Source organism: Streptosporangium sp. NPDC000396, from assembly GCF_042898655.1.
Lineage (GTDB): Bacteria > Actinomycetota > Actinomycetes > Streptosporangiales > Streptosporangiaceae > Streptosporangium.
This window is the reverse complement of sequence record NZ_JBIAZA010000001.1, coordinates 195161-218769: the sequence shown is the minus strand read 5'-3', so window position 1 is coordinate 218769 and position 23609 is coordinate 195161. Positions and strand designations below refer to the sequence as shown.

Here is a 23609-nt window from a genome sequence, read left to right as displayed (position 1 = left end):
TAAGTGAGCACCACCGACGTGATCCTCGCCTACCTCGACATCTGGAACGAGCCGGACGCCGACGCCCGGGTGACACTGATGAAATCCGTCCTCACCGAGGACTCGCTCTACGCCGACCCCCACAACGCGGGCCTGCGTGGGCACACCGAACTGTCCGAGGAGATCGGCCGCGTCCGGGAGAAGCTCGGCGACCTGAGGTTCACCCTTGACACCATGATCGGCGCCCACCACGACCGCGCGCTGTTCAGCTGGAAACTCGGCACGGTCGCCACCGGCTACGACGTCGTCGAGTTCGCCGGGGACCGCATCCGCAGCATCGTCGGGTTCTTCACATGAGGCGCCCGCGGCACGGCTGGACCGCCGCTGGGCCACCTCGCCGCAACGACCGAGTGCCGGCTTCGGCCCCTCCTGGTCAGACCCCGCCGCAACGACCGAGCGCCGGCTTCGGCTCCTCCCGGTCAGATCCCGCCTGCGCGCTGGACTCGGCGACCTTCACGACATACCTGGCCGGGCCCTCCGGACCGGCGACCTACCACGCTCAAGCCCTGGTCACGGCAACCACACCCGTCGCGGCGGACGCCGCATGAGATACGCAGGAGCACATATGTCCACCCTTTCCGCCTCGCAATCACCGGTCACCGTTGTCGGCCTGGGACTGATGGGCCATGCGCTGGCCGCGGCCTTCCTGAAGAACGGTCACCCGACCACCGTCTGGAACCGTTCGGCGGCCAAGGCTGACGATCTCGTCGCCAACGGCGCCACCCTGGCCGACTCGATCAAGAGCGCGGTCGAGGCAAGCCCACTCGTCGTTGTCTGCGTCTCGGACTACGACGCCGTGCACGAGTTGCTGGACCCGATCGGCGCCTCGCTGGCCGGCCGTACCCTCGTCAACCTGACCACGGCCAGCTCCACCCAGGCACGCGAAACCGCCGGGTGGGCGGCCAAGCTCGACAGCGCTTACCTCGACGGGGCGATCCTTGCCCTTCCCCAGGCCATCGGCACCGCCGATGCCACGCTGTTGTACTCCGGCTCGAAGGCGGCCTTCGAGGAGCACCAGGCCACCCTGCAGGCACTCAGCGAGACCGGAACCGTTTACCTCGATGAGGACCACGGCCTGTCTGCCCTGTACGACATGTCCGTCCTGAGCATCATGTGGGGTGTCCTGAACAGCTTCCTGCAAGGTGCCGCACTGCTGGGCACCGCGAACGTCAAGGCGACGACTTTCGCGGCCCTGGCCAGCACCGCGATCAACGTGACGACCGGCTACGTTTCCGCATACGCGCAGCAGATCGACGAGGGCAAATATCCGGCCACCGACGCCACCCTCGCCGTCCACACGGGCGGGATGGAGCACCTGGTCCAGGAGAGCGAGACGCTCGGCGTCAACACCGAGTTGCCGAATTTCTTCCTGGAAATGGCCAAACGTGCGGCAGCCGACGGCCACGCCGACGACAGTTACGCAGCGATGATCGAACAGTTCCGCAAGCCCTCCGTCTGACTTTCTCCCTACGGCGGAGCGAGCAAGGCCGGGATGGGCTGACCCGCCGCCCGGCCAAGCTGAACGCCGCGGGCCTCCGCCCCCACGGCCCGGTCACGCTGAAGGACTACGTGAACAACGTCCGCGCCCACGCGTAGTCAAGTTTGCCCACGGGCGTCCGCTTGATCTCGGGCACGATCCGCAGCGCTCGCGGGATCTTGTAACCCGCGAGCCGCCCGCGGCAGTGCTCGGCCAGCTCCTCCAGCGTCACCTCACCTGCGACCACCGCTGTCACCCGCTGGCCGAACCGCGGATCGGGCGTGCCGACCACCAGCGCGTCGTACACCTTCGGGTGGCTGCGCAGGGCGATCTCCACCTCCTCGGGGAACACCTTCTCCCCGCCGGTGTTGATCACCATCGAGCCCCGGCCGAGCATGAGCGCGGTGCCGTCCTCGTGCAGGATCGCCTGGTCGCCCTGCAGCGCCCAGCGGGTCCCGTCCGGCCCGGTGACGAAGGTGCTCGCCGTCTTCACCGGATCCTTGTAATAGCAGAGCGGGATGTTTCCTGATCTGGCCAGCACGCCCTGCTCGCCCGGCCGTACCGGCAGGTGATCGGGGCCGAGCACGGCGAAGCCGGGACCCAGTGCGAACCTGGGCCGCTCCTCCTCGGCGGCGGCCCCTACCGCGCCCGTCTCCGACCCGCCGTAGTTGTCGACGATCATCACGTCGGGCAGCGCGGCGCGGATCTTCTCGCGCGTCGTCGCCGACAGCGGCGCCCCGCCCGACCCCACCGAGAAGACCTCCAGCTTGTACGGCCGGCGCCCCAGCTCGTCGGCGACCGGCCTGGCCATGCCGTCCCCCGCGAACGACAGCACCTGCGACCGCTCGCGCTCGGCCAGCTCCAGCACCGCGGCCGGATCGAAGTGCCGCCCCGTCCACAGGATCACCGTGCCGCCCGCCGACAGGCAGATCCAGGTGCCCCACTGCCCGTTGCCGTGCATCAGCGGCGCGTGCACCTGGAAGCGCGGCCCCTCGGGCCCGAAGCGCAGCTCCGAAACATCCTCGATGGGCCCCGAGTAGACGCTCATCGCCGCGAGGTAGATGTCCTCCGAACGCCACAACACGCCCTTGGGCAGCCCGGTCGTGCCGCCGGTGTAGAGGATGTACGGGTCGTCCCCCGACCGCGGCCCGAAGTCCCTGCCGCCCGGCACGCCCGCCAGCGCCCGCTCGTACGGCTCGCCGAAGGCCAGCACGGGACCGTCGAAAGGTGCCTTGACCAGCAGGTCGGCCTCGCCCAGCAGCGCCACGCAGTCGGCGTCGCCGAGCAGATGGGCCAGCTCCCGCTCGACGTAACGGTAGTTGACGTTGACCGGCGCCACCCTGGCCTTGAAGCAGCCGATCATGCTCTCCAGCCATTCCGCGCGGTTCCAGGACAGGATGGCCACGTGCTCGCCCGGCCGTACCCCTTGGATCTGGAGCCAGTGCGCCACCCGGTTGGCGCGCTCGTCCAGCTCGCGGTAGGTCAGCCGGACCTCGCCCGCGACCAGCGCGAGCCGGTCGGGCACTGCGTCCGCGGCGCGTTCGAAGACGTCCGCGAGGTTGATCATCGCGCCTCCAGGACGATCGGGAAGGACGTGACGCCACGCACGAACGAGTTGCGCATCAGCCGCGGCCCCTCCGCGTCGGCCCATGCGGCCGAGCCGACCCTGGCCACCCACTCCTCGAAGAAGATCTTCAGCTCCAGCCTGGCCAGCGCCGCGCCGAGGCAGAAGTGCGTGCCCAGGCCGAAGGCGATGTGGCCGCCCGGCTTCCTGGTCACGTCGAACACGTCGGGGTCGGCGAAGACCGCCGGGTCGCGGTTGGCCGAGCCGTACATGAGCAGGACCTGCTGGCCCTTTCTGATGGTGTGGCCGTGCAACTCGGTGTCGCGGGTGGCGGCGCGGCACATGTTGAGGATCGGGGTGGTCCAGCGGATGAACTCCTCGACCGCGTTCTCCACCAGCGACGGGTCATCGCGTAGCAGCCGCCACTGGTCCGGGTGCCTGATCAGCGCGTCGATGGCGGTGGCGATCACCGTGCGGGTGGTCTCCGCGCCGCCGTCGAGCAGCAGCAGCGCCTCGTTGGCCAGGTGCTCGTCGTCGTAGTCGGGCCGTGCCGACCACAGCGACATGAGGTCGTCGTGCGGGCACTTGCGGCGTTCGGCGGCCAGGTCGAGCACGGCCTGGCCGAACTCCCCGGCGGCGACCGCGGCCTCGTGAGTGACGTAGCGCAGGCCGCCCCCCGCCGCGATCGTCGTCTCCGACCAGTGCATGAGCTTGGGCCAGTCGGCGTCGGGGAAGCCGAGCAGCCAGCCGATCATCTGGGCGGGCAGCGGCGCGGCCAGCGCGGGCGCCGCGTCCACCGTGCCCTCCTCCAGCGCCTGGCCGATCTGCTCGACCACCGCCGTCCTGATCCGTTCGGCGTAGCGTTCGTGCACGTAGCGCGGGGTGAAGCGGCGGTAGACGAGGCGGCGGTGCTCGGCGTGCTGCGGATCGTCCATGCCGATCATCGAGGGGCCGGACGGCAGCTGCGGGCGGTAGCCGCCGGTGCTGGTCCAGAGCTTGGGATCGCGCTCGATGGCGGAGATGTCGGCATGGCGGGAGATGCCCCACAGGTCGTTCGCCTCGTCGTAGTGGACGGGGGAGTGCTCGCGCAGCCAGGCGTACAGCGACCAGGGGTCGTCCGCGTACATGTCGCCGTCGAGCAGGTCGATGCCGGTCCGGTGGCCGGCGGCCGTGGCCTTCCTGGCCGCGATCGCCGCTTCCGTGGTCCTGAACAGTTCGCTCATGCTCCGCCCCTGACCAGCCGGCCGGGCAGCGCCCCGGTGTGCTCGCCGTGCGAGAAGGTCTGGGTGCCGCCGACGAAGGTGGCGACGTAGCCGTCGGCCCGCTGGATGAGCCTGCGTCCGCCCGCGGGCAGGTCGTGCACCATTCGCGGGCGGTGGTTGCCGACCCGCTCGAAGTCGATGAGGTTGAGGTCGGCCTTCATGCCGGGGGAGATCGTGCCGCGGTCGTGCAGGCCGTACAGCCGGGCGGTGTCGCGCGACATCAGCTTGACGACGTGCTCCAGCGGCAGCCGCGCACCGCGCGAGCGGTCGCGCGCCCAGTGGGAGAGCATCGTGGTGGGCATGGAGGCGTCGCAGATGAAGCCGCAGTGCGCGCCGCCGTCGCCGAGTCCGAGTACGGCCTGCGGGTGCAGCAGCATCTCGCGCTGGGGATCCAGGTTGCCGTCGGCGTAGTTGAGTATCGGCAGCAGGAAGATCGCCTGGCCGTCGTCTTCCAGCATGAGGTCGTACAGCAGTTCGAGCGGCTCGCGGCCCTGGCGCTCGGCTTGGGCCTTGACGGAGGTGCTGGGGTGCGGCTCGTAGTCCGGGTTTTCGGGATTCAGCGGATAGAGGCGGTCGGTGAAGCCGCGGCAGAGGGCCGCGAGCATGTCCTCGTCTTTCGGGACCTCGTGGAGGATGCGGTGCTTGACCTGGGGGTCGCGCATGCGGTGGACACGCTCGTGGCGCGGCAAGGTGGATATTTCCTGATATGAAGGGTGGTCGGCGAAGGCGTGCAGCGCCTCCAGACCGATCAGCATCCCGAACGGCCGACAGGCCACCTGTGGGTGCAGCCGCGCCACCTTGGCCGACTCGCTCAGCAGCTCACGCCACAGGTCGGGCACCGAGTCGATCTGCAGCAGCGCGAAGGTCACCGGCCGGTCGATCGCCTCGGCCAGCCTGCTCATCCAGGCGACCTCCCTCATCGGCGCGTTGACGTCCTCGCCCGCGGCTCCGGCCGGTGCGATCTCGTAGACGCCCCTGCCGAGCTCGCGCAGCGCCTCGCCGATGCCGAACAGCTCGTCCTCGGCCGCGAACGTGCCCGGCACGGGCTCGCCGTCGATCGCCTTGTGCGCCAGCGTCCGGCTCGTCGAGAACCCCAGCGCCCCGGCCTCGATGCCCTCCTTGACCAGCTGCTTCATCCTGGCGACGTCGTCGGGCGAGGCAGGTTCGTTGCGCGCGCCGCGCTCGCCCATCACGTACGCGCGCAGCGCCCCGTGCGGCACCTGGGTGCCGATGTCGAGCGCGTGCGAGTGCCGTTCCAGCGCGTCGAGGAATTCGGGGAAGCTTTCCCACTCCCAGGCGATCCCCTCGGACAGGGCGGTGCCGGGAATGTCCTCGACACCCTCCATGAGGCCGATCAGCCATTCGCGCCGGTCCGGCCGGGCAGGGGCGAAACCGACGCCGCAGTTGCCCATGACCACGGTGGTGACGCCGTGCCAGCACGAGGGACCGAGCAGCGGGTCCCAGGTGGCCTGGCCGTCGTAGTGGGTGTGCAGGTCGACGAAGCCGGGCGTGAGCAGCAGCCCGTCCGCCTCGACGGTGCGCCGGGCGCGCCCCGGCCGGTCCGCGCCGTTCCGGCGGGCGACCTCGGTGATGCGGCCGTCCGTGACGGCGACGTCGGCGGTGTACGGCGGGGCGCCGGTGCCGTCGACGACGGTGGCGGCGCGAATGACAAGATCGTGCATGGTCAGCTCCGGTGGGGGAGTGTCACGGAGCCGCCGCATCGCTCGCGCCGACGATTTGGCGGTCATGCTGAAATTTCCTGATATGTCCGGCGCTGGCGCCGGACATATCAGGATGGGGTCTGGGTGGGTGTCACCCCTCTCAGGCCGTCGCGGCCATAGGCGGGTTCGAGCCAGGAGGAGAAGTCGGGGCCGCGCCGCAGCGAGTGGCCGCCGTCCACGTTGATGACCTGGCCGGTGATCCACGAGGCCTCGGGCGACAGGAGGAAGGCCGCCAGCGCGGCCACGTCCGCCACCTCGCCCACCCTGGGCAGCGGGGTGCAGGCCTGGTAGTCGGCCAGAACCGGGTTCTCCGCGTCGGTGATGATCGACACCATCTCGGTGCGGATCAGGCCGGGACGGATCGCGTTCACCCGGACGCCGCTGGGGCCGAGCTCGTCGGCGGCCAGCATGCACAGGTGGTCGATGCCCGCCTTGGCCACGCCGTACGGGCCGAACCAGCGGTGGGTGTTGGAGGCGGCGATCGAGGAGATCGCCACGAACGAGCCGCCGCCCGCCGCGGCCATCAGCGCGGCGGAGTGCTTGAGCGCCAGCATGGTGCCGGTCAGGTTCGTCGCGATGACCTTCTGCCACTCCTCGACCGGCAGCCGGGTGATCGGGCCCAGCCAGCCGGAACCGCCCGCCGAGGCGACCACCCCGTCCAGGCGGCCGCCCGCGTGCTCCCACGCCCGCCGTACGGCCGCCGCCATCTGCTCCTCGTCGGCCACGTCGGCCACCACGTAGCTCGCCTTGCCGATCTCCGCGCAGGCGGCGGCCAGCCGATCCTCGGTGCGGCCGCAGATGGTCACGGCGGCGCCCGAGGCGGCAAGGCGCTTGGCGACGCCCAGCCCGATGCCGCTGCCGCCGCCGGTGACGAGCACTCCCTGGCCGCCGAGGTTCATGGCTGCTCCCTCCACAACGGTTCGTCGACGGTGAAGCCGACCGGGTCGCCCCACCGGTTGCGATAGCTCACCTGATGCACTGGGCGGCGGGGCGCGACGCCCCAGCGGCCGGTCGGGTAGCCGAACGTCACCGTGCACGCCAGCCACCAGCCCTCGCCGTCGGGCACGCCGAGCACGCTCAGCGTCCGCTCGGGGTGGAAGATGCCGAGAATGCTGGTGAGGGCGGTGCCGACGGCGTGCGCGCGGGCGGCGAGCTGGGCGTTCCAGACGGCGGGGAAGATCGAGCCGCCGCCGCTCGGGTCGTGCTGCGCGAAGGCGAACAGCATCAGCGGGTAGTTCTCGAAGTTGTCGGCCAGGTGCTGCGCCGAGGCGAAGACGCGGTGGGCCTGATCGTCGGCCTGGTCCAGCAGCGGCCTGTAGTAGCTGTCGAACAGCTGGCGCAGCCCGTCCCGGTAGAGCGGGCCGAGCTCGGCCTTGACCTCGGGGGAGTCGACCAGCATGAAGCGCCAGTTCTGCTGGTTGCCGCCGCTGGGGGCGCGCACCGCGGCGTCCAGGATGGCGCGCTGCACCTCGAGCGGGATCGGGTCCGGCTTGACCCGGCGCATCGCGCGTGTGGTGTAGAGAGCCTCGAAGACATCCATGCTCATTGGTCGTTCACCACTCCTCATTCGCTCCATCGGGGTCGAAGATCGCCTCCCATTCCGCCCTGGTCTTCGACTTGAACGTCTGGGCCAGGCGGGCCTTCAGCGCGGGCCACTGCGTCCTGTCGCCGCGGTCGGGCAGGTCGGTGAGCTCCATCAGGTCTAGCGAAGGGACTGTCGGGCTTACCCGGCAGGGGAATCGCTTCCCTGTTACGGTTCCTTTGTTTGAAACGGTCAGGGCTTGGCCGTCGCCTACCTCTGCCGAAGGAAGCGAGAAGCCGCTCTCTTCAGGGAGCGGAGGAGTCACGGACATCTCCTCGACTCTAAGTCCGTACGGCTATCGCAAGCAAGCGCTTGGTAATACTGTGTTTCGTCACCGCTGGGCGAGCCGACCCTGCGCATCTCTTGCGCTTACTCGGCACCGGGCCTTCCGATGTCCTCGGGGTGGGATCTGAGCCTGCCGGACGCCCTGCGCGCGGTGAAGGCTTGACGTGGGCGTCCGCCCACGGCCCAGGGAAGGCCGAGGGCGGACGCCCATCGGATGAGGTCAGACGCGTCGCAGGAGGATGCTCACCCGCGCACCGTCAGCGACGGTTCCGGTGAAAGTCGGATCCGCCACGGCGGCGTAGCCGACGGTGACGGCCAGCACTTCGGCCGCGACGATCTCCTCGTGCGCCCGTACCGCCGCCAGCACCTGTTCGGAGGCGTCCAACGTCAGGTCGATGCGGTCGGACACATCGAGGCCGGCCTCGCGGCGTGTCTGCTGGACCAGTCTGATGACGTCCTTGGCCAGCCCTTCGGCCGCCAGCGCCGGCGTCACCTCGGTGTCCAGCACGACAAGGCCGGTGTTGCCCGGCAGGGCCGCCGTCTCCTCCGGGTCGGAGGCGACCAGCCGTTCCATGAACTCACCTGGAAGGAGTTCGATTCCGGCGGCGACGATCCGGCCGTCGCCACTCCGCTGCCATTCCCCGGATTTGACCGCTCGGATCACCTTCTGCGTGTCCGGGCCCAGCCGGGGTCCGCAGGCGGGTGGATTGACCGTGATTTCGAATCGGCCGTACGCGGCCACGTCCGTGGTCAACTCGACCTCCTTGACGTTCACCTCGTCGCGCAGGATGTCGATGAAGGGAGTGAGCGCGGAGGCGTCCACTGCCGCCACGGTGAGCCGAGCCAGCGGCAGCCGGACCCGCAGGCCGCGAGCGCCGCGCAGGGACAGCGCCGCCGACGCCGCTCGGCGCACCCCGTCCATGGCGGCGACGAGTTCGTCGTCGCGAGGCAGATCACCGGAGCCGGGCCAGTCGGTCAGATGGACCGACCGCTCCCCGGTCAGCCCTTGCCAGATCCGCTCGGTCATGAGCGGCAGCAACGGGGCGGCCACTCGAGTGGTGATCTCCAGCACGGTATGCAGTGTGTCGATCGCGTCGGCGTCGCCGTCCCAGAACCGTCGCCGGGAACGACGGATGTACCAGTTGGTCAGCGTCTCGGCGTGATCCCGGAGCTGCTCGCATGCTCCCGCGATGTCGAGGTCGTCCAGCGCGGTCGTGACCATGTCGACCAGTGAGGCGGTCTTTGCGAGGATGTACCGGTCGAGCACGTGCGGGCTGTCGGTCCGCCATGCGCCGCGCCTGTCGGCGGCTCGGGCGTAGAGCGACAGGAAATACCACGTGTTCCACAAAGGAAGAATCGCTTGACGGATGCCCTCGCGGATGCCTTGCTCGGTCACCACGAGGTTGCCGCCACGCAGGATGGGGGAGGAGAACAGGAACCAGCGCATCGCGTCAGAACCGTCGCGTTCGAAGACCTCGTTGACGTCGGGGTAGTTGCGCCGCGACTTCGACATCTTCTGTCCGTCGTCGCCCAAGACGATGCCGTGGGCGAGGACCGAGGAGAACGACGGCCGGTCGAACAGCGCCGTGGCCAAGACATGCAGGGTGTAGAACCAGCCGCGGGTCTGTCCGTTGTACTCCACGATGAAGTCGCCAGGGTAGTGGTTCTCGAACCACTCGGTGTTCTCGAATGGATAGTGCACCTGGGCGAACGGCATGGCGCCCGACTCGAACCAGCAGTCCAGTACCTCCGGCACCCTGCGCATGGTGGAGCGCCCGGTCGGGTCGTCCGGGTTCGGCCGGGTCAGTTCGTCGATGTGGGGCCGGTGGAGGTCGACGGGACGCACTCCGAAGTCACGCTCGATCTCGTCCAGCGAGCCGTAGACATCGACTCGCGGGTAGGCCGGGTCGTCGGAGACCCAGACCGGGATGGGTGATCCCCAGTACCGGTTGCGTGAGATGTTCCAGTCACGGGCGCCTTCCAGCCACTTGCCGAACTGCCCGTCCTTGAGATTGCCGGGAACCCAGGTGATCTCCTGGTTGAGCTCCACCATCCGGCCCCGGAAAGCGGTGACCTTCACGAACCAGGAGTCGACGGCGCGTTGGATGAGCGGGTTGCCGCACCGCCAGCAATGTGGATACGGGTGGTCGTAGGTTTCGTGCCGGAGCAGCAGACCGGACGCGTGGGGAGCGCCGTCACGCAGATCGCGGATGATCGCCGGGTTGGCGTCGAAGACCTGGATTCCGGCGTACGGTGCGATCTCGGCGGTGAACTCACCCCGCGCGTCGACGGGTACGACGACCTCGATCCCGGCCGCGTCCGTGACGGCCTTGTCATCCTCGCCGAATGCTGGGGCGATGTGCACCAGGCCGGTGCCGTCATCGACCGTCACATAGTCTGCCGGCAGCACTTGGTGAGCGTTCTTCCGGCCCGTGAAGAAGGTGAACGGCGGGGTATACGAGAGCCCGAGCAGCGCCGAGCCTTTCATCCGACGCAGCACCGTCGGTTCCTCGCCCAGTTCGCGAGCGTAGCGAGAGACTCTGGCCGCGGCGATGACGTACCGCTCGGAACGGTGCTCGGCATCCGTCCGCAGTAGTACATAGTCGATGTCCGGGTGCACGGCGACTGCGAGGTTTGACGGTAGCGTCCAGGGGGTGGTCGTCCAGATGAGCGCGAGCGCTCCTTCGAGTTCGGCATCGCCCGGGGCGTGCAGCCGCAGACCGACGGTGACGGCGGGGTCCTGCCTGTCGAGATAGACGTCGTCCATCTTGGTCTCGGTGGTCGACAAGGGCGTCTCGCATCGCCAGCAGTACCACAGGACCCGGAAGCCGGAGTAGACGAGACCCTTGTCCCAGAGCTGTTTGAACGCCCAGAGAACCGACTCCATATACGGCAGGTCGAGCGTTTTATAGTCGTTCTCGAAGTCCACCCATCGAGCCTGCCTGGTGACGTAACTGCGCCATTCATCGGCATACCGCATCACTGATGTGCGGCAGACGTCGTTGAAGGCGGCGATGCCCATCTGCTCGATCTCTGATTTGTGTCCGATGCCCAGTTGGCGTTCCGCCTCGACCTCCGCGGGAAGTCCATGGGTATCCCAGCCGAATCGGCGCTCCACCCGCAGGCCGCGCATTGTCTGATAACGGGGGATCGCGTCTTTGACATAACCGGTCAGTAGATGTCCATAGTGCGGCAGGCCATTGGCGAAGGGTGGGCCGTCGTAGAAGACATATTCGTTGTCGCCGTTGTCTCCGGCAGGGCGGGCCTCGACGGACGCGCGGAACGTGCCGTCCGTCGCCCACGAGGTCAGAACCTCACTTTCAAGGACGGGAAAGGAGGGCTGGACTGGAACCTGCGGATAGGCGGCGTGGTTGGGCTGATCGGCCATGAATGTACTTCCTCGAGCTGTCAGATCCGGCTTTTCCAGCACGGGGACGACAGCCCGGTCGTGGGCGCCGCGGTACCACCCCGCTTGCCGCCTGGAATGCGGGCGACCTCTCTCGGCGGCTATAACGGGCCGATCCCGTCCGGTTCTACTCCAGTGCCGTCACGGACCGTTTCTTCCGGAAGCTCCCCGGTGATGGCCGGATCTTTGCCTATGAGGCAGAACGATACCGAAAGAAGGATCGGATGACGACGAGTTTTGTCACGAGGTTCCGCGGACAGGATCGGATTTTCTTACCGTGTTCCGCCAACCGGGTTCTCTTCTGAAGGAACAGGTCGATCGATTTCTCACCAAGCTCGTCGGTGCCTTATCGGCACCCCGGCGAGGGCCGCGGACGGCAGGACCGGTGACCCTGCCGTCCCGCCCAGCCGGCGTCATGCGTCGTTTCTGGATGTGGCGAGCATCTGGAACTGGTCCCACTGAACCCGGGGCCGGGCCAGGCCGCGCCGCTCCAGGTAGCGGAGCGTGGAGCGGCGGGCGGCGCGCAGGACGCGGAACGCGTCGCTGATGCGGCCGGATCCGGCCGGCTCGACCACTTTCCGCGGGACCATCGTCCATTGGTCGCCGTCGGCGCGAAGTTCGCCGCGGATCAGTGCGTTGTGCATGGCGTTGAGCCGCTCGTCGTGCCGGTGCACGAGCAGGCTGGCCTTGCCCGGCACGATGCCATCGGCGGCGTTCGTCACGATGGTGAAGCCGTCGGCGGTGGCCCTTGGCCGCGTGCGTACCAGCAGCGGTGCCCCGGAGGCGTCCCGGGCGCCGAGGACCGCGCTCGGGAAGCGGGCGATCAGGTCAGCGCCGGGCAGGTCCGTGGCGGCTGGTGTCGCGGGCGCGGGCTGTTCGGTGGCGGTCAACTCGGCGAGCGGTGGCCGCACCTCGACCCGGGTGGGCGTCACGGTGATGAAGAGCCGCAGGTAGTACCAGTCCATGAACCACCGGCCGGGGGCCCGGACGTAGCTTCGGCTGTGCGGTTGCCGTTCGAAGAGCGTACGCCAGTAATCGGCCGCTTCGTCCGGCCCGGTCCGGATCTCATCGGGGCAGGTCGCGGTTCCGCTGACGAAAACCTGGGGCGCGTCGGCGCGGCCGCTGCCGGTGGGGTCGGAGAAGAGCAGTGCGACGCGTCCGTCCCGGCGGACGTTGAGCGCCTTCTGCGCGAAGGCCAGGCTGGTGGTGACGAGCAGCGTGCCATCTGTCCGGCGCCAGGCCGCCGTAGGCCAGGTCAGCGGGGTGCCGTCAGCCCCGAGAGTGACGAACTCGCAAGTCCGGTAGGTATCGATGATGGCGCCGACCTCAAGGTCGATCGGTGTCGTGGTCACAGGGCGGCTCCTGAGGGGAGGAGGCGGCGTAAGCGCATGCGCGTGGTCATCTCGTCATTCGGCAAGGGGTGGTGGAAAACGAAGAAGAGTGTCGCGATCCGTGGTCCGTCGCCGGCGGACGCGGCTCCGGCTAGAGCGGGCCACGCAGGTCGCGACAGCGCGCAGCGTATTGGCGGCGGCCGACGAGCCGCCACAGCAGCCGGCCGACGGCCGGTGCCTTGCGCAGGAAGTACGCCTGCTCCTCGGCCGAGGCGTCCTCCAGGATGGCGCCCAGCGCGATCAGCACCTTGTTCTTGGGAAGTGTCTCGAGGCCGCGGGTTCCGACCAGATCCCATTCGGCGACGGTCATGTGCTCGGCGACCAGCGGGAGCACCAGCCGCTCCTCGTCGTCCAGATGCTCGGTCAGCACCGCCTGGTGCTCGTCGAGGGCTGCCGCCAGCTCAGCGCCGGCCGCGGGGTCTCCGCCGCTCGTCCGCCATCGGGGAAGGAGGGCGGTCGCCTGCGCCAGCGTTTCATCGATGGCGTGGTGCTGAAGCTCCATCCGAGTCACCAGGTCGTCCTGGGCCCCTGCCCGGCTCCGCAGCAGCGGCCAGATCAGCTCGTCCTCAAGACCGTGATGGTGGTGGAGGCCGTTCATGTACTCCTGCACGTAGTCCGCGATCTTCGCGGTCCGCGCGGAGTCTCCGGTCGGTACGGCGCGCACGAGCCGCGGCATGAGAGCGGCCTCCCGGCGGAACACCCGGTGGACGATGACCATCTCGTGGGTGTAGGGGCGGTCGACCGTGACCGGGGGCATGGTGGTGTTCCCGGTGTTATCGGCGCTGGGCAACGGGTCTCTCCGTGATCGGGGGGTGTGAGCTGTTCCCGGGTGGCGACGGCGGGGATGATCGGGATCGTCTGCACGGCCGAATGGGCGACAGCGTCACGTACGGGGTGGTTGGTGCGACGCCGGGCAGGGATCTCCGAGAACGGGCCCTCTCCCGAATACCGTTCCGCCGAGAAAACTAGCGGGGTCGACAGGCAAATTCAAAGCCGGGCCGGAGCGCCTCGTTCGAATATCGCGCTACAGGTTGATGAACTGCTCCTGCAATCAGAGCGTCCGGTGTCTTGGCGCCATCACGGTGATCAGCGAGGGTCGTTAATGGTCGCGGGTGTGGCCGTCGGGCAGAGCTCATGTATCGCCCCTGGTACTCAAGTCCGGCTCACTTAATGGGTGTTTGATCCCTATTTGTAAAGCATTATCCCGTTCTCTCCTCTGTGCGGCTGTCGCGTTTGTCTGATTCGGGCGGATATTTAGAGTGCAACAGTCGGTCGGCCGACCGCAGGGCGCCGAGTTTGCGCAATGGTTTCTGTCTCATCAAAAAATGCGGCGCTTCGTACCGTCACTCGGCGGCGGATGCCTTCGAAGTCCGCAGCTCGGCGCGGCATGCCTGCCGTCCGAGCTGCGGGTATGCGTTCGAGAGGTTGTCGGCAATCTCAATGGCCGCCGCCTTGGCGTCGGCTCTCCCATAGACCAGGCGCTGCGCTGAACAGAATTCCCAGGATCAAACACCCGCTAAGGCGCTGTGGCGTTCTGCGTGTGCGCAACAGCTGACAGCACCTCTTCGACGTAGCGAACGATGCGCGCTGCTTCGTGCCCGTCCTTGTCGAGGTCTGGGTTGTAAATGGTGATCGACCAGCCCGTGCAGCCCGGTCGCCGGAGCGCGATGGCGGTGAGCTCGGTCAGCTCTTCCCAGTTCAATCCCCCAGGTTGGGGGTAGTCCACGGCGGCCAACTGGCCGGTGGCCAAAACGTCGAGATCGACATGCAGCCACCAATGTGATGCGGACATCTCAATGGTCGCAATGGCGTCGGCCACCGATGCCGCGATCCGCCCGGTGAGATCCCGGTCGGTGGCGAACCACAGCGATCCGCGCAACGAATTGATTCCGTACTCGATGAGCTCCGCGCCATCACGCGGGCCCAGCAACGCGGTGGCTTCCGGCCGCAGCAGAGGCGCCAGTTCCGCCGGAACGTCGGCGGCTGTGAAGCCAAGCGCCAGGCCCAGCTCACAGTCTGCGGCCTCACCGGTGGTCGAGTCCGCAGGAGGCCAGGCATCCTCATGACCGTCCACGAACAACAGGCCGACGGAGCCATGAACCGCCCGGCAGGCGGCCAGCGCCCCCGACAGCACTGCGCAGTCTCCGCCGATCAACAGGGGGAAGCCGTCACCGGCCAGGATCGTCTCAACTTTCTGCCGGACACCGCTGACCATGGACGTCAGCGCATCCTCAGCCAGTAGTCCCGACACCTCGCCACGCTGCGGTACCGGCTTGCCGAACGCGACGTCACCGGCATCCCTGACCTCGTGACAGGCCGCCGCTCGTGTGATCAAACCGGCTCGGCGCAACGCTTTCGGCGCCCGGGCCACACCGTTGCCGAGCCCTGCGGAATTGAATCCGACACCCAGGACATCGATTCTCACCAGTCCAGTCAACCCTGCCCCGACCCGGGATTCGACCATCCACCTTCGGCTGCTCGGCCGCATCCGATGGAAGGTGAGCTCGAAGATGGCCTGCCACTGTTTGCCGGTCACGTCCAGGAAGCTCGTGCGCGCCTTCCGCGGCGGGCAGCCGCACGGTCGCCTCCCCGATGCCGGCGGAGGCGCCGGTGCGGCGAACGCGAGTAGCGGAACGAGCAACCCGGTGGAGAGCTTTCGCTTCAGGGAGTTCATCGCGCATTTCCTGGTTTTCGTGATCTTTCTGGTCTGTGGTCCGGATGGGTCTACGGCCGGACGGCTCAGCTCGCGTCCGTCCCGCCACGGCCGCTCCGCAGGAAGACCGCCGCGAGCAGGGCCCCGGCCAGGACCAGTGCGGAGTTGACCAGGATGGCGAGGGAGACGCCGGACAGGACGGTACCGGGGCCGGTGGTGCCCAGGGCGGTCATCCGGGCGGTGACCACGGCGCTCATGATCGGGATGCCCATGGTGATGCCGACCTGCTGGGTCATCGTGGCCAGACCGGTGGCCAGGCCCTGCTCGTGGTCGGGGAGCCCCGAGGTGGCGGTGACCATGAATCCGACGATCACGAGCATGTTGCCGATGCCGCCGATGAAGGTGGCCACCAGCAGCAGCCAGATCCAGGCGCCGGAGGTGCCGAGGGCGATCAGGGAGACGGTGGCGACGGCCTGGATGACGCCGCCGGTGACGATGGTGGCGCGGTTGCCGATCCGGCCGACGGTCTTGCCGCCGAGGGTGCCGCCGATGACGGTGCCGAGGCCGAGGACGCTGAAGGCGAGTCCGGTGGACAGCGGGGAGTATCCCAGCACCTTCTGCAGGTAGAGGGTGAGTAGGAAGACCAGGGAGGTCTCGGTGACGAAGGCGATCAGGCCGGCGACGTTGCCCCAGATCACGGTGCGCCGCTTCATGATCTGCACGGGGACCAGCGGTGCGGCGGAGCGCTTCTCGGCGAACCAGAATCCGGTCAGCAGTACGGCACCGGCGACCAGCATGGCGAGCGTCACGGTGTCACCCCAGCCGCTCTCCCCGGCCCGGGTGAGGCCGTAGACCAGGGCGAGCAGGCCGCCGGTGACGGTGACGGCACCGGGCATGTCCAGCCGGGAACGGGCGGCGGGGCGCGAGTCGGCGATGGCGGAGGGGGCCAGGATCAGCACGAGGGCGGCCACGGGCACGTTGATCAGGAAGGCCCAGCGCCAGGACAGCAAGTCGGTCAGCAGGCCGCCGAGGACGGCACCGGCGGTGAATCCGGCCGACATCAGGGCGCCGTTGAGCCCGAGCGCTCTCTCCCGCAGCGGCCCTTCCTTGAAGGAGGTGGTCAGCAGGGACAGTCCGGCCGGCGTGACGGCGGCGGTGGCCAGGCCCTGGAGCACGCGGGCGACCAGCAGCATTCCGGGGGAGACGGCGAGGCCGCCGAGAACGGAGGACACGCCGAGCAGGGCCATGCCCCCCAGGAACAGGCGCTTGCGGCCGAACAGGTCGGCGACCCGGCCGAACAGCAGGGTGAAGCCGGCCGTGGCCAGGGCGAAGGAGGTGGCGATCCACTGCAGGTCGGCCAGGGAGAAGTGCAGGCCGGCTCCGACCACGGGGAGGGCCACGTTCAGGATGGAGAAGTCCACCGCGATCATGAACTGGGCGCCGAGCAGCAGGGTGAGCACCAGTTTCTGGCGTCCCGTCATGCGTGGTGCTTGCCGCCCGCCCGCCGCGGCGCCGTTCTCTGGCACCTCCGACGGGTGGGTCGTGATGGCCGGTGGGGCTTGGTCGAGCGTGGACATGGGTTTCCTCCTGCAACACCAGACACCTAACGGTGCTCTGGTTCCGTTAAGATGTGATGACGGTAGCAGAATGGAACGCCTTAAAGGAACTGGAGAACCGTTATGAATGACGAAGGTGCGGAGCCCGGCATGATCCGGCCCGGTGGGCGCACGGCCCGGGTGCGGGCGGCGGTGCTCCAGGCCACCGGAGACGCGCTGGTGGAGAAGGGCTTCGCCGCCCTGGACCTCGCCGACATCGCGCGCCGCGCCGACGTGGGAAAGACGACGCTCTACCGCCGCTGGGGAACCACGGCCGCCCTGGTGGCCGATCTGCTGATGGACATGGCGGAACAGTCACTGCCGCGCGCGGAGACCGGCTCCCTGCTCGGCGATCTGCGGGCCAACGCCCGCCTGGTGCAGCGCACATTGACCGACCCGCGCCAGGGAAGGCTTTTCAAGGCGATGATCACAGCCGCCACCTGCGACGAGCGGACGGCCGCCGCGCTGCACCGCTTCTATGAGATCCGCATCGAGGAATGGGCCTCCTGCGTCGAACAAGCCGTCCAGCGGGGAGAGCTCCCCTCGGGAACCGACGCGTGCGAGGTGATCCGCGCCGTCTCAGCGCCGCTCTACTACCGACTGCTCGCCAGCGGCGACCCCCTGGACGAGGCGGCCGCCGACCGTGCCGCCCTCGCGGCCGCCGCCGCGGCCCGCGCCGGCGCCTACGTGAGCTGAGCCCGGTGGCGATGAGACCCACCCCGGGGAAACCGTCGGAGGTTTCCCCGGCCTGCCAGGATTCGCCTCCTCGTAGCTCCCTGTAGCTCCCCGCCCTCGCTCGGGCCCTCTCTGTCGGCACCCCGATGAGATGCGCTGACGCTGTCCGGAGACGAGGAAATCTTGTACGGCAAGGGCCGATCGCGGGCATGACCGCCGGACCGTCAGCGGGCCGTCAATCAGGGCGACGAGGGGTCGACACCGCCCATCAGGAGGGCGTAGAGGTCATCACCCCGCGGGATGTCCTCGGTGGCGGAGAAATCGACCACGTGCAGGGCGGCCTTCTCGTAGAGGCTGTACGACATGAAGTCCTCGCCCTGAGCGACGATCATCAGCCGGGACCCGACCCGCCATGTCGCGTGACGCCAGCAGTCATCGGAGCCCCCGTGCTGGCCTACGACCTCCGCGGGTCCCAGCAGATCCGACACCACCTCGAAGCCCGCTTGCCAAGCAGCGCCGAACTGCTCCCGGGTTGCCGACTCCTCAAAACGCCATCGTTCGGACGGTGTGCTCTCCGGCAGGTCCAGCAGATCCTGGTCCTCCTCGGGATCCTCGTCGTCAGGATCCTCGTCGTCCGGCTCGTAATAGAGGGCGAACGCCACGTCGAACATCTTCACCCGGCTTCCGTTCACACCGCCGCCCCAGGGAACGGCGACGTCCCAGTCGCCGGCGGTCAGCACGGGCGTGTTCTGAACATCGCCAAGGTAGCGGGCGATCGAGCCCCCGGGAGGGGCCGGCCACCCCGTGCGTCCCCAGGTGGCGTCCAACGACTCCTGATCCCAGCTGGAGCCGGCGAGGCCGGTCATAGAGTGGACCAGCGCAGGGGTGATGGGACACCACACAAGAGCCATGGCGGCAGGATCCCCTTCGGGTGAGCACGTGGAAACGGTAAGGCCTGCCGTTTCCACTCGTAAGATTGGGCAGCTCATGATCGTATGGCGTTCGTTGAGCACTTTGCGATGGTTTCGTCGAGCCTGATCGAGCTCGGTCACAGCGACGTGGGTCGGTGGCGCCCGGCTTGACCGGCGGTCAGCGCCAGTAAGCGGGGTAGCGGCGATCGGGCAGGACGCGCCCCAGGAGGACGCCGCCCAGGATGACCACCAGGCTGGCGGCGAGCACGGGGTTGAGCAGGAAGACCGGATCCGGGTCGGTGAGCGCGATCAGGGCCGCGGTGGCCGTCGCGGGCGGATGCGGGGCGCGCAACAGGAGCATGGGCGCGGTGGCCAGCCCCGCCGCCACGGCAGCCGCCCAGATCGAGGGCCCGGCGAGCGCGGTGATCACAAGGGCGAGCGCACTGGCGGCGAGGTGACCCGCCAGGATGCTCCGCGGCTGGGCGAACGGCGCGGTCGGTGCCACGGCGACGATGGCCGCGCTGGCCGCGAACGGCAGTGCGAAGAGCGGAAGGTCGGTCGCCGAGGTCACCGCGGCCAGCAATAGCAGTCCGGCCATGGTCGCGCTCGTGGTGGTGAGGACCGCGGCGACGGTGGGCCGGGCCGGGGACAGGGATGCCATGGAAGTTCTCCATCGGGCTCGAAGGTGGGGCCCGGCCCGCGAGTGCGGGCCGGGCGGTTCCCGTCAGTCGGACAGGCCGCGGAGGAAGTCGCGGATCAGCGCGGCACTCTGCTTCAGGCGGGTGGTGAGGGGGAAGTGGCCGGCGTCAAGGAGGTGGATGCGGGCGTTCTTCAGGTCGCGGCTGAAGGCGCGGGCTCCGTCAGGGCCGAAGATCTCATCGCCACGGCCCCAGACGGCCAGCAGCGGAGGCTGGTGGGTGCGCAGGTATTCCTGCCAGTCCGGGTAGAGGGGCGGGTTGGTTCCGTAATCGAGGAAGAGGGCGAGCTGGATCTCCTGGTTGCCCGGCCGGTCCAGCAGGGCCTGGTCGTGCAGCTCCAGGGCGGGATCGACCAGCGAGGTGTCGGGCACGCCGTGGGCGTACTGCCAGTGCGTGGCCTCGCGGGTGAGCAGGCCGCGCAGCGCGTCGCCGTTCTTCTTGGACGGGTCGGCCCAGTAGGCCCGGATCGGCTCCCAGAAGGGGGTCAGGCCTTCCTCGTAGGCGTTGCCGTTCTGGGTGACGATGCCGGTGATCCGCTCGGGGTGGCGCAGGGCCAGCCGGAAGCCGACGGGGGCGCCGTAGTCGTGCACGTAGATCGCGTACCTGGTCAGGCTCAGGGAGTCGAGAAGCCTGTCCACGACGTCGGCGAGGTGGTCGAAGGTGTATTCCCAGTCCGTGACGGACGGGGCGGAGCTGAAACCGAAGCCCGGATAGTCCGGGGCGATCAGGTGGTATTCGCCGGCCAGTTCCTCCATCAGCCCCCGGTAGGCGATCGAGGAGGTGGGGAAGCCGTGCAGGAGCACGAGTGTGGGGGCCGAGGGGTCGCCCGCCTCCCGGTAGAAGACGTCGAGACCGTCGATCCGGACGGTGTGGTGACGGATGTTCACAACTCTCTCCAACCATCTATCGGTGTTTTAACGGTTGAACATGCGGTGAAGCTAGCAGGCCGCCTGCCAACCAGTCAAATTCATTTAGATGGTTATAATGGAGTCATGACGAGACCTCTGGTGGGCGAGCCCATGGCGCTGGACCTGGTCAACACCGCTTGGGTGGACCAGGGGGCCTGGGTGGACTTCTTCGACGAGCCCGGCGGGGTGGAACGATGGCTGGCAGAGCACGGCCTGTCCCCGTCGCCCGGAGCCCGGGAGCCTCTGATCGCCACGCGCACGGCCCTCCGCGCCGCGCTCGGTGGCGACGACGGCCCCCTCGACGAGATCCTCAGTCGGGGCTCGCGCCGTCCCCGGCTGCGTGACGGAAAGGTCCATGAGGAGGTCGTGGCCGACATCCCCGCCTGGATCCCGGCCTGGATCGCGGCGGCCGACCTCGTCCGGCTGTACGGCGAGCGGCCCGAGCGGATCCGCAAATGCGCCAACCCGGCCTGTGTGCTGTGGTTCTACGACATCAGCAAGAACGGCAGCCGCCGCTGGTGCTCCATGGAAGCCTGCGGCAACCGCGCCAAGACCGTCCGGTTCCAGCAACGCCACCGCGCGCCCGGCTCCTGACGGCGCGCATCGCGCCGATGGGCGCGATGCGCGTTTTGGCAGCTCATGGGAGTGATGTGAGAAAAGTGCACGTTTCGGTCGTCAGCATGGGGGAACCGAGGCGCGTCCCGGGTCATGATCGTTGGATGGATCGTAGCCTGGAGGGGAGGAGGCTCGCCGGTCGAGTGCGGAGTGGGTGCGCGGGAGACGGGCGGGCACGAAATACGGCTCGCGTAAGTGCGGGGGTGAGGCCGATGCGGCTTCACGACGGATGGCTTGCCGGGGTGGTGGGCGCGGTCATGCTCACCGCGTTCGTCGGCGAACCGGCGGCGATGGGCGCCACGGAGACGGCAGCGCCTCAGCCGTCCTGTACCGCGCCGCCACTGCCCGGCCATGTGGTGGATGTGAAGCTGGTCGACGGGGGATCGGGCATGGCGAGCGGCAGTCCCAGCCCGTACGGCAGCGCCGGTCCGCACGGGACGGTGAGCCCCAGCCCCAGCCTCGACCTGCAGAACATGGGGATGAGCGTGGTGGTCACCCCGGCCAAGGTCGCCGCGGGGACGGTGTCCCTGCGGGTGTACAACACGGGAGTCATGGCTCACGAGCTCGCGGTGCTGCCGCTTGCCTCGGGGCAGAAAGCGGGAGACCGGGAAGTGGGCTCGGACGACCGTATCGACGAGGCGGGCAGCCTGGGCAAGGCCTCGCGTGACTGCGCCGCGGGTGCGGGAGAGGGCATCGCCCCGCACTCCATGAGCTGGGTCACGCTCACGCTGCGCCCCGGCCGTTACGAGCTGGTGTGCAACTTCCCCGGCCACTACGCCAGGGGCATGCGCGCCGAGCTCGACGTCACCGGCTGACGACACCGGTCGACGGCCCGGCGGCACGCCCGCCCGCACCCGCCGTCGCTGCCACACCGCACCCGGAGGCCACCCCCCGAGCCGGCAACCCCGCGGACCGGTATGGCTAGTGCCTCGGCACGGTGCCGTCGAAGGCGACGCCGTCGAACGTTCCGCTGACGGCGGCGGAGTCGGCGGCCTGGAACGGCGTCCAGACGATGACGATCTTGGCCGTGGACCGGTCGCGGGTGACGTCGAGGGTGGCGGACGCCCTGCCGGCGGCGTTGAGGCGGATCTCACCGCTCACCGCGAGGTCGGAGAGGAAGCGGTCGCCGGTCAGCCGCACCACGCCCGCGCCGTGGTCGATCCGGCCGCCGCGCAGGCCGGCGACGGAAGTGTCACCGGTTGCCGGCATGCCGTTCGGGTTGCTCCGGGCCACCGCGTCGTCCACGGTGGCGAAGGCGGCGGCCAGCAACCGCCGCCGCTCCGCGTCGAGTCCCTCCGCGCGGGCGGGCCGCAGGTCCTGTGACGCGCGCGGGAAGCGGCCGAGCGCCCGGTAGTTCTCCGCGCTGCACCGGCCGTCCGCCACCGGGCCTGGGGCGGCGAGGAACGAGCGTACGGCCGACCGCAGGCAGGTGTGGACCTCGCTCTGGCCGAAGGAGGCGCCGACGTGCGCTCCGAACGGCACGGTCAGGGCCGTTCCCCCGAATCTCCGCGCCGCCTGGATCGCGCCGCCGGGCGGGGTGGCGGCGTCGAGCTGCCCGCCGATGGCCAGTGCGGGCACCCGTGGATAGCGGGCGGTGCCGGGTAGCGGCGGGGCGTCTTCACGGGTCGGCCACTCAAGGCACCAGTCGGCCGCCTCGCCGCCCGCCCCGAGCGCCTCCGCGGTGGTGTAGGGGCGGGCCGGCATGCCGGCCCGGTGGCGGGCGAGCTGGGCGCGGCGCTCGTCGAGACCGGCCCGCCTGTCGTACGGCAGCGCCGAGTCGGCGCAGACGAAGGCCAGCATCGCCGGATCGCTCGGCATCGCCGGGGGAGTGGGGAACTGGGTTACCAGGCGGCGCAGGGGTGAGGCGTCACCTCGCAGGTACGCGTCGGCGGCGGCGTTGGCCTGCCTGCCCACGAAGGGGTCGGCGAGGTTGCCGGTGAGCCGGGCCAGATCGCCGGCCGTCACCTGCGCGTCGGGATGCGACCTCAGCCGCGCGACCAGTTTCGCCCAGCGGCCCGCGGGCGTGCCGGGCAGTTTCCGGCATTGGGCCGACGGGCGGCACACGGCGCCGATATCGGCCGCCCCGCGCCGGGCCGCGGAGGAGAACGCCATGTCCGCGTAGCCGTCACGGCCGGCCGACAGCACGCTGTCGAGCAGGACGGCGCGGGTCCTGTCGGGGTGCCGGACGGCGTACGCCTGGCCGATCAGCGTGCCCCACGAGTAGCCGTAGACGGTCAGCGCGGGCACGCCGAGCTCGGCGCGCAGCGCTTCGATGTCGTGCGTGGCGTAGGCGGTGCCGAAGAACCGCGCGCGCTCTCCCAGTGTGGTGGCGCACCGCCGTACGGTCTCGGGGGCGGTCACGTCGAGGCCGGGGCATGACAGTGCGCTGGAGCCGCCCCAGCCGCGCTGGTCGAGCATGAGCAGGTTCTGGTGGTCGAGGGCGGGTCCGAGCCAGGCGCGGGTGTTCTCGACCGCCCACAGCGACGGCGCGGGCCCGCCGGGAAGGACGAGCACGGTGCCGGTGGCCTGCCGCGTTCGGTCCTTGGCCGGCACCCACGTGTAGGCGATCGAGAGTTTCTCTCCCGCCGGGTTCGCCGGGTCCAGCGGCACCTCCAGCGTGCCGTCGCAGCGTTCGGTGGCTTGCGCGCAGGAAGCGGTGGCCGCCTGGGCGGGTGGCGGTACGGCGGCGAGGACCGTGGTCATCGCCAGGGCGCCGAGCAGCCCGGTGATCCTTCTCCTCGCGCGGGCACCGGTCGATGGTCTTGTCATGAGCTCTCCGTTCAGGTTCTGTTCGGTGCTCCCACCATTCCGGCCGTGTCCCCGCTCC

General features: G+C 69.2%; 20 protein-coding genes. 5 read left to right on the top strand and 15 right to left on the bottom strand.

Annotated features, from left to right (window positions below):
• Window positions 1–3 precede the first annotated feature (3 nt).
• Complete coding sequence (locus tag ACFY2X_RS00960) at window positions 4–336, top strand: nuclear transport factor 2 family protein (protein WP_389930559.1); 333 nt, start codon at window positions 4–6, stop codon at window positions 334–336.
• A gap of 268 nt (window positions 337–604) precedes the next feature.
• Complete coding sequence (locus ACFY2X_RS00955) at window positions 605–1498, top strand: NAD(P)-dependent oxidoreductase (RefSeq protein WP_389930556.1); 894 nt, start codon at window positions 605–607, stop codon at window positions 1496–1498.
• Window positions 1499–1604: 106 nt separating this feature from the next.
• On the opposite strand, the gene ACFY2X_RS00950 is transcribed toward ACFY2X_RS00955, so the two are convergent.
• The 11 genes from ACFY2X_RS00950 to ACFY2X_RS00900 all read right to left on the bottom strand — a co-directional run bounded on the left by ACFY2X_RS00950 (window position 1605) and on the right by ACFY2X_RS00900 (window position 16957).
• Complete coding sequence (locus ACFY2X_RS00950; protein WP_389930553.1) at window positions 1605–3083, bottom strand: AMP-binding protein; 1479 nt, start codon at window positions 3081–3083, stop codon at window positions 1605–1607.
• The gene (locus ACFY2X_RS00945; RefSeq protein ID WP_389930550.1) at window positions 3080–4303 is read right to left on the bottom strand and encodes a cytochrome P450; all 1224 of its coding nucleotides are present in this window, start codon (window positions 4301–4303) and stop codon (window positions 3080–3082) included. Before ACFY2X_RS00945 ends, ACFY2X_RS00950 begins: the two co-directional genes overlap by 4 nt.
• Window positions 4300–6090: an amidohydrolase family protein gene (locus ACFY2X_RS00940; protein ID WP_389930548.1), complete on the bottom strand. Its 1791-nt coding sequence runs from the start codon at window positions 6088–6090 to the stop codon at window positions 4300–4302. Before ACFY2X_RS00940 ends, ACFY2X_RS00945 begins: the two co-directional genes overlap by 4 nt.
• Before the next feature lie 41 nt (window positions 6091–6131).
• On the bottom strand, window positions 6132–6962 hold the full coding sequence (locus tag ACFY2X_RS00935; RefSeq protein ID WP_389930545.1) for an SDR family oxidoreductase: 831 nt from the start codon (window positions 6960–6962) through the stop codon (window positions 6132–6134).
• On the bottom strand, window positions 6959–7609 hold the full coding sequence (locus ACFY2X_RS00930) for a nitroreductase family protein (RefSeq protein ID WP_389930542.1): 651 nt from the start codon (window positions 7607–7609) through the stop codon (window positions 6959–6961). The genes ACFY2X_RS00935 and ACFY2X_RS00930 overlap by 4 nt, the downstream gene beginning before the upstream one ends.
• A gap of 7 nt (window positions 7610–7616) precedes the next feature.
• The gene (locus ACFY2X_RS00925; protein WP_389930540.1) at window positions 7617–7760 is read right to left on the bottom strand and encodes a hypothetical protein; all 144 of its coding nucleotides are present in this window, start codon (window positions 7758–7760) and stop codon (window positions 7617–7619) included.
• A 390-nt stretch (window positions 7761–8150) separates the two neighbouring features.
• Window positions 8151–11318 (bottom strand): isoleucine--tRNA ligase, encoded by a 3168-nt coding sequence (gene ileS / locus ACFY2X_RS00920; protein WP_389930538.1) that lies wholly within the window; start codon window positions 11316–11318, stop codon window positions 8151–8153.
• 431 nt (window positions 11319–11749) lie between these two features.
• Window positions 11750–12688: a pyridoxamine 5'-phosphate oxidase family protein gene (locus tag ACFY2X_RS00915; protein ID WP_389930534.1), complete on the bottom strand. Its 939-nt coding sequence runs from the start codon at window positions 12686–12688 to the stop codon at window positions 11750–11752.
• 130 nt (window positions 12689–12818) lie between these two features.
• Window positions 12819–13517: a hemerythrin domain-containing protein gene (locus tag ACFY2X_RS00910; protein WP_389930528.1), complete on the bottom strand. Its 699-nt coding sequence runs from the start codon at window positions 13515–13517 to the stop codon at window positions 12819–12821.
• 726 nt (window positions 13518–14243) lie between these two features.
• Window positions 14244–15401, bottom strand: a complete 1158-nt coding sequence (locus ACFY2X_RS00905) for an arginase family protein (protein ID WP_389930524.1) — start codon at window positions 15399–15401, stop codon at window positions 14244–14246.
• Window positions 15402–15466: 65 nt separating this feature from the next.
• Window positions 15467–16957 (bottom strand): MFS transporter, encoded by a 1491-nt coding sequence (locus ACFY2X_RS00900; protein ID WP_389930520.1) that lies wholly within the window; start codon window positions 16955–16957, stop codon window positions 15467–15469.
• Between the two features lie 102 nt (window positions 16958–17059).
• Between ACFY2X_RS00900 and ACFY2X_RS00895 the strand changes: the two genes are divergently transcribed.
• Window positions 17060–17671, top strand: a complete 612-nt coding sequence (locus ACFY2X_RS00895) for a TetR/AcrR family transcriptional regulator (protein WP_389930517.1) — start codon at window positions 17060–17062, stop codon at window positions 17669–17671.
• 218 nt (window positions 17672–17889) lie between these two features.
• Here the strand turns inward: ACFY2X_RS00895 and ACFY2X_RS00890 are convergent, their stop codons facing one another.
• The 3 genes from ACFY2X_RS00890 to ACFY2X_RS00880 all read right to left on the bottom strand — a co-directional run bounded on the left by ACFY2X_RS00890 (window position 17890) and on the right by ACFY2X_RS00880 (window position 20146).
• Complete coding sequence (locus ACFY2X_RS00890) at window positions 17890–18561, bottom strand: hypothetical protein (protein WP_389930514.1); 672 nt, start codon at window positions 18559–18561, stop codon at window positions 17890–17892.
• Window positions 18562–18739: 178 nt separating this feature from the next.
• The gene (locus ACFY2X_RS00885; RefSeq protein WP_389930510.1) at window positions 18740–19222 is read right to left on the bottom strand and encodes an HPP family protein; all 483 of its coding nucleotides are present in this window, start codon (window positions 19220–19222) and stop codon (window positions 18740–18742) included.
• Between the two features lie 63 nt (window positions 19223–19285).
• Window positions 19286–20146 (bottom strand): alpha/beta fold hydrolase, encoded by an 861-nt coding sequence (locus tag ACFY2X_RS00880; RefSeq protein ID WP_389930506.1) that lies wholly within the window; start codon window positions 20144–20146, stop codon window positions 19286–19288.
• A gap of 105 nt (window positions 20147–20251) precedes the next feature.
• Between ACFY2X_RS00880 and ACFY2X_RS00875 the strand changes: the two genes are divergently transcribed.
• Entirely contained in the window at window positions 20252–20761 is a 510-nt protein-coding gene (locus tag ACFY2X_RS00875; protein WP_389930502.1) for a CGNR zinc finger domain-containing protein, read from the top strand.
• A 233-nt stretch (window positions 20762–20994) separates the two neighbouring features.
• Window positions 20995–21597 carry a hypothetical protein gene (locus ACFY2X_RS00870; protein ID WP_389930498.1) on the top strand — a complete coding sequence of 201 codons (603 nt, stop codon included), beginning with the start codon at window positions 20995–20997 and terminating at the stop codon, window positions 21595–21597.
• A 106-nt stretch (window positions 21598–21703) separates the two neighbouring features.
• On the opposite strand, the gene ACFY2X_RS00865 is transcribed toward ACFY2X_RS00870, so the two are convergent.
• Window positions 21704–23551, bottom strand: a complete 1848-nt coding sequence (locus tag ACFY2X_RS00865) for an alpha/beta fold hydrolase (RefSeq protein ID WP_389930495.1) — start codon at window positions 23549–23551, stop codon at window positions 21704–21706.
• Window positions 23552–23609: the final 58 nt, after the last annotated feature.

What these genes read in the sequence shown, in the direction of transcription:
- ACFY2X_RS00940 (WP_389930548.1), bottom strand. Translation starts at nt 6,090, where the DNA reads ATGACCGCCAAATCGTCGGCGCGAGCGATGCGGCGGCTCCGTGACACT.
- ACFY2X_RS00885 (WP_389930510.1), bottom strand. Translation starts at nt 19,222, where the DNA reads ATGGCATCCCTGTCCCCGGCCCGGCCCACCGTCGCCGCGGTCCTCACC.
- ileS (WP_389930538.1), bottom strand. Translation starts at nt 11,318, where the DNA reads ATGGCCGATCAGCCCAACCACGCCGCCTATCCGCAGGTTCCAGTCCAG.
- ACFY2X_RS00945 (WP_389930550.1), bottom strand. Translation starts at nt 4,303, where the DNA reads ATGAGCGAACTGTTCAGGACCACGGAAGCGGCGATCGCGGCCAGGAAG.
- ACFY2X_RS00935 (WP_389930545.1), bottom strand. Translation starts at nt 6,962, where the DNA reads ATGAACCTCGGCGGCCAGGGAGTGCTCGTCACCGGCGGCGGCAGCGGC.
- ACFY2X_RS00905 (WP_389930524.1), bottom strand. Translation starts at nt 15,401, where the DNA reads ATGAACTCCCTGAAGCGAAAGCTCTCCACCGGGTTGCTCGTTCCGCTA.
- ACFY2X_RS00890 (WP_389930514.1), bottom strand. Translation starts at nt 18,561, where the DNA reads ATGGCTCTTGTGTGGTGTCCCATCACCCCTGCGCTGGTCCACTCTATG.
- ACFY2X_RS00950 (WP_389930553.1), bottom strand. Translation starts at nt 3,083, where the DNA reads ATGATCAACCTCGCGGACGTCTTCGAACGCGCCGCGGACGCAGTGCCC.
- ACFY2X_RS00865 (WP_389930495.1), bottom strand. Translation starts at nt 23,551, where the DNA reads ATGACAAGACCATCGACCGGTGCCCGCGCGAGGAGAAGGATCACCGGG.
- ACFY2X_RS00875 (WP_389930502.1), top strand. Translation starts at nt 20,252, where the DNA reads ATGACGAGACCTCTGGTGGGCGAGCCCATGGCGCTGGACCTGGTCAAC.
- ACFY2X_RS00895 (WP_389930517.1), top strand. Translation starts at nt 17,060, where the DNA reads ATGAATGACGAAGGTGCGGAGCCCGGCATGATCCGGCCCGGTGGGCGC.
- ACFY2X_RS00925 (WP_389930540.1), bottom strand. Translation starts at nt 7,760, where the DNA reads ATGGAGCTCACCGACCTGCCCGACCGCGGCGACAGGACGCAGTGGCCC.
- ACFY2X_RS00930 (WP_389930542.1), bottom strand. Translation starts at nt 7,609, where the DNA reads ATGAGCATGGATGTCTTCGAGGCTCTCTACACCACACGCGCGATGCGC.
- ACFY2X_RS00955 (WP_389930556.1), top strand. Translation starts at nt 605, where the DNA reads ATGTCCACCCTTTCCGCCTCGCAATCACCGGTCACCGTTGTCGGCCTG.
- ACFY2X_RS00870 (WP_389930498.1), top strand. Translation starts at nt 20,995, where the DNA reads ATGCGGCTTCACGACGGATGGCTTGCCGGGGTGGTGGGCGCGGTCATG.
- ACFY2X_RS00900 (WP_389930520.1), bottom strand. Translation starts at nt 16,957, where the DNA reads ATGTCCACGCTCGACCAAGCCCCACCGGCCATCACGACCCACCCGTCG.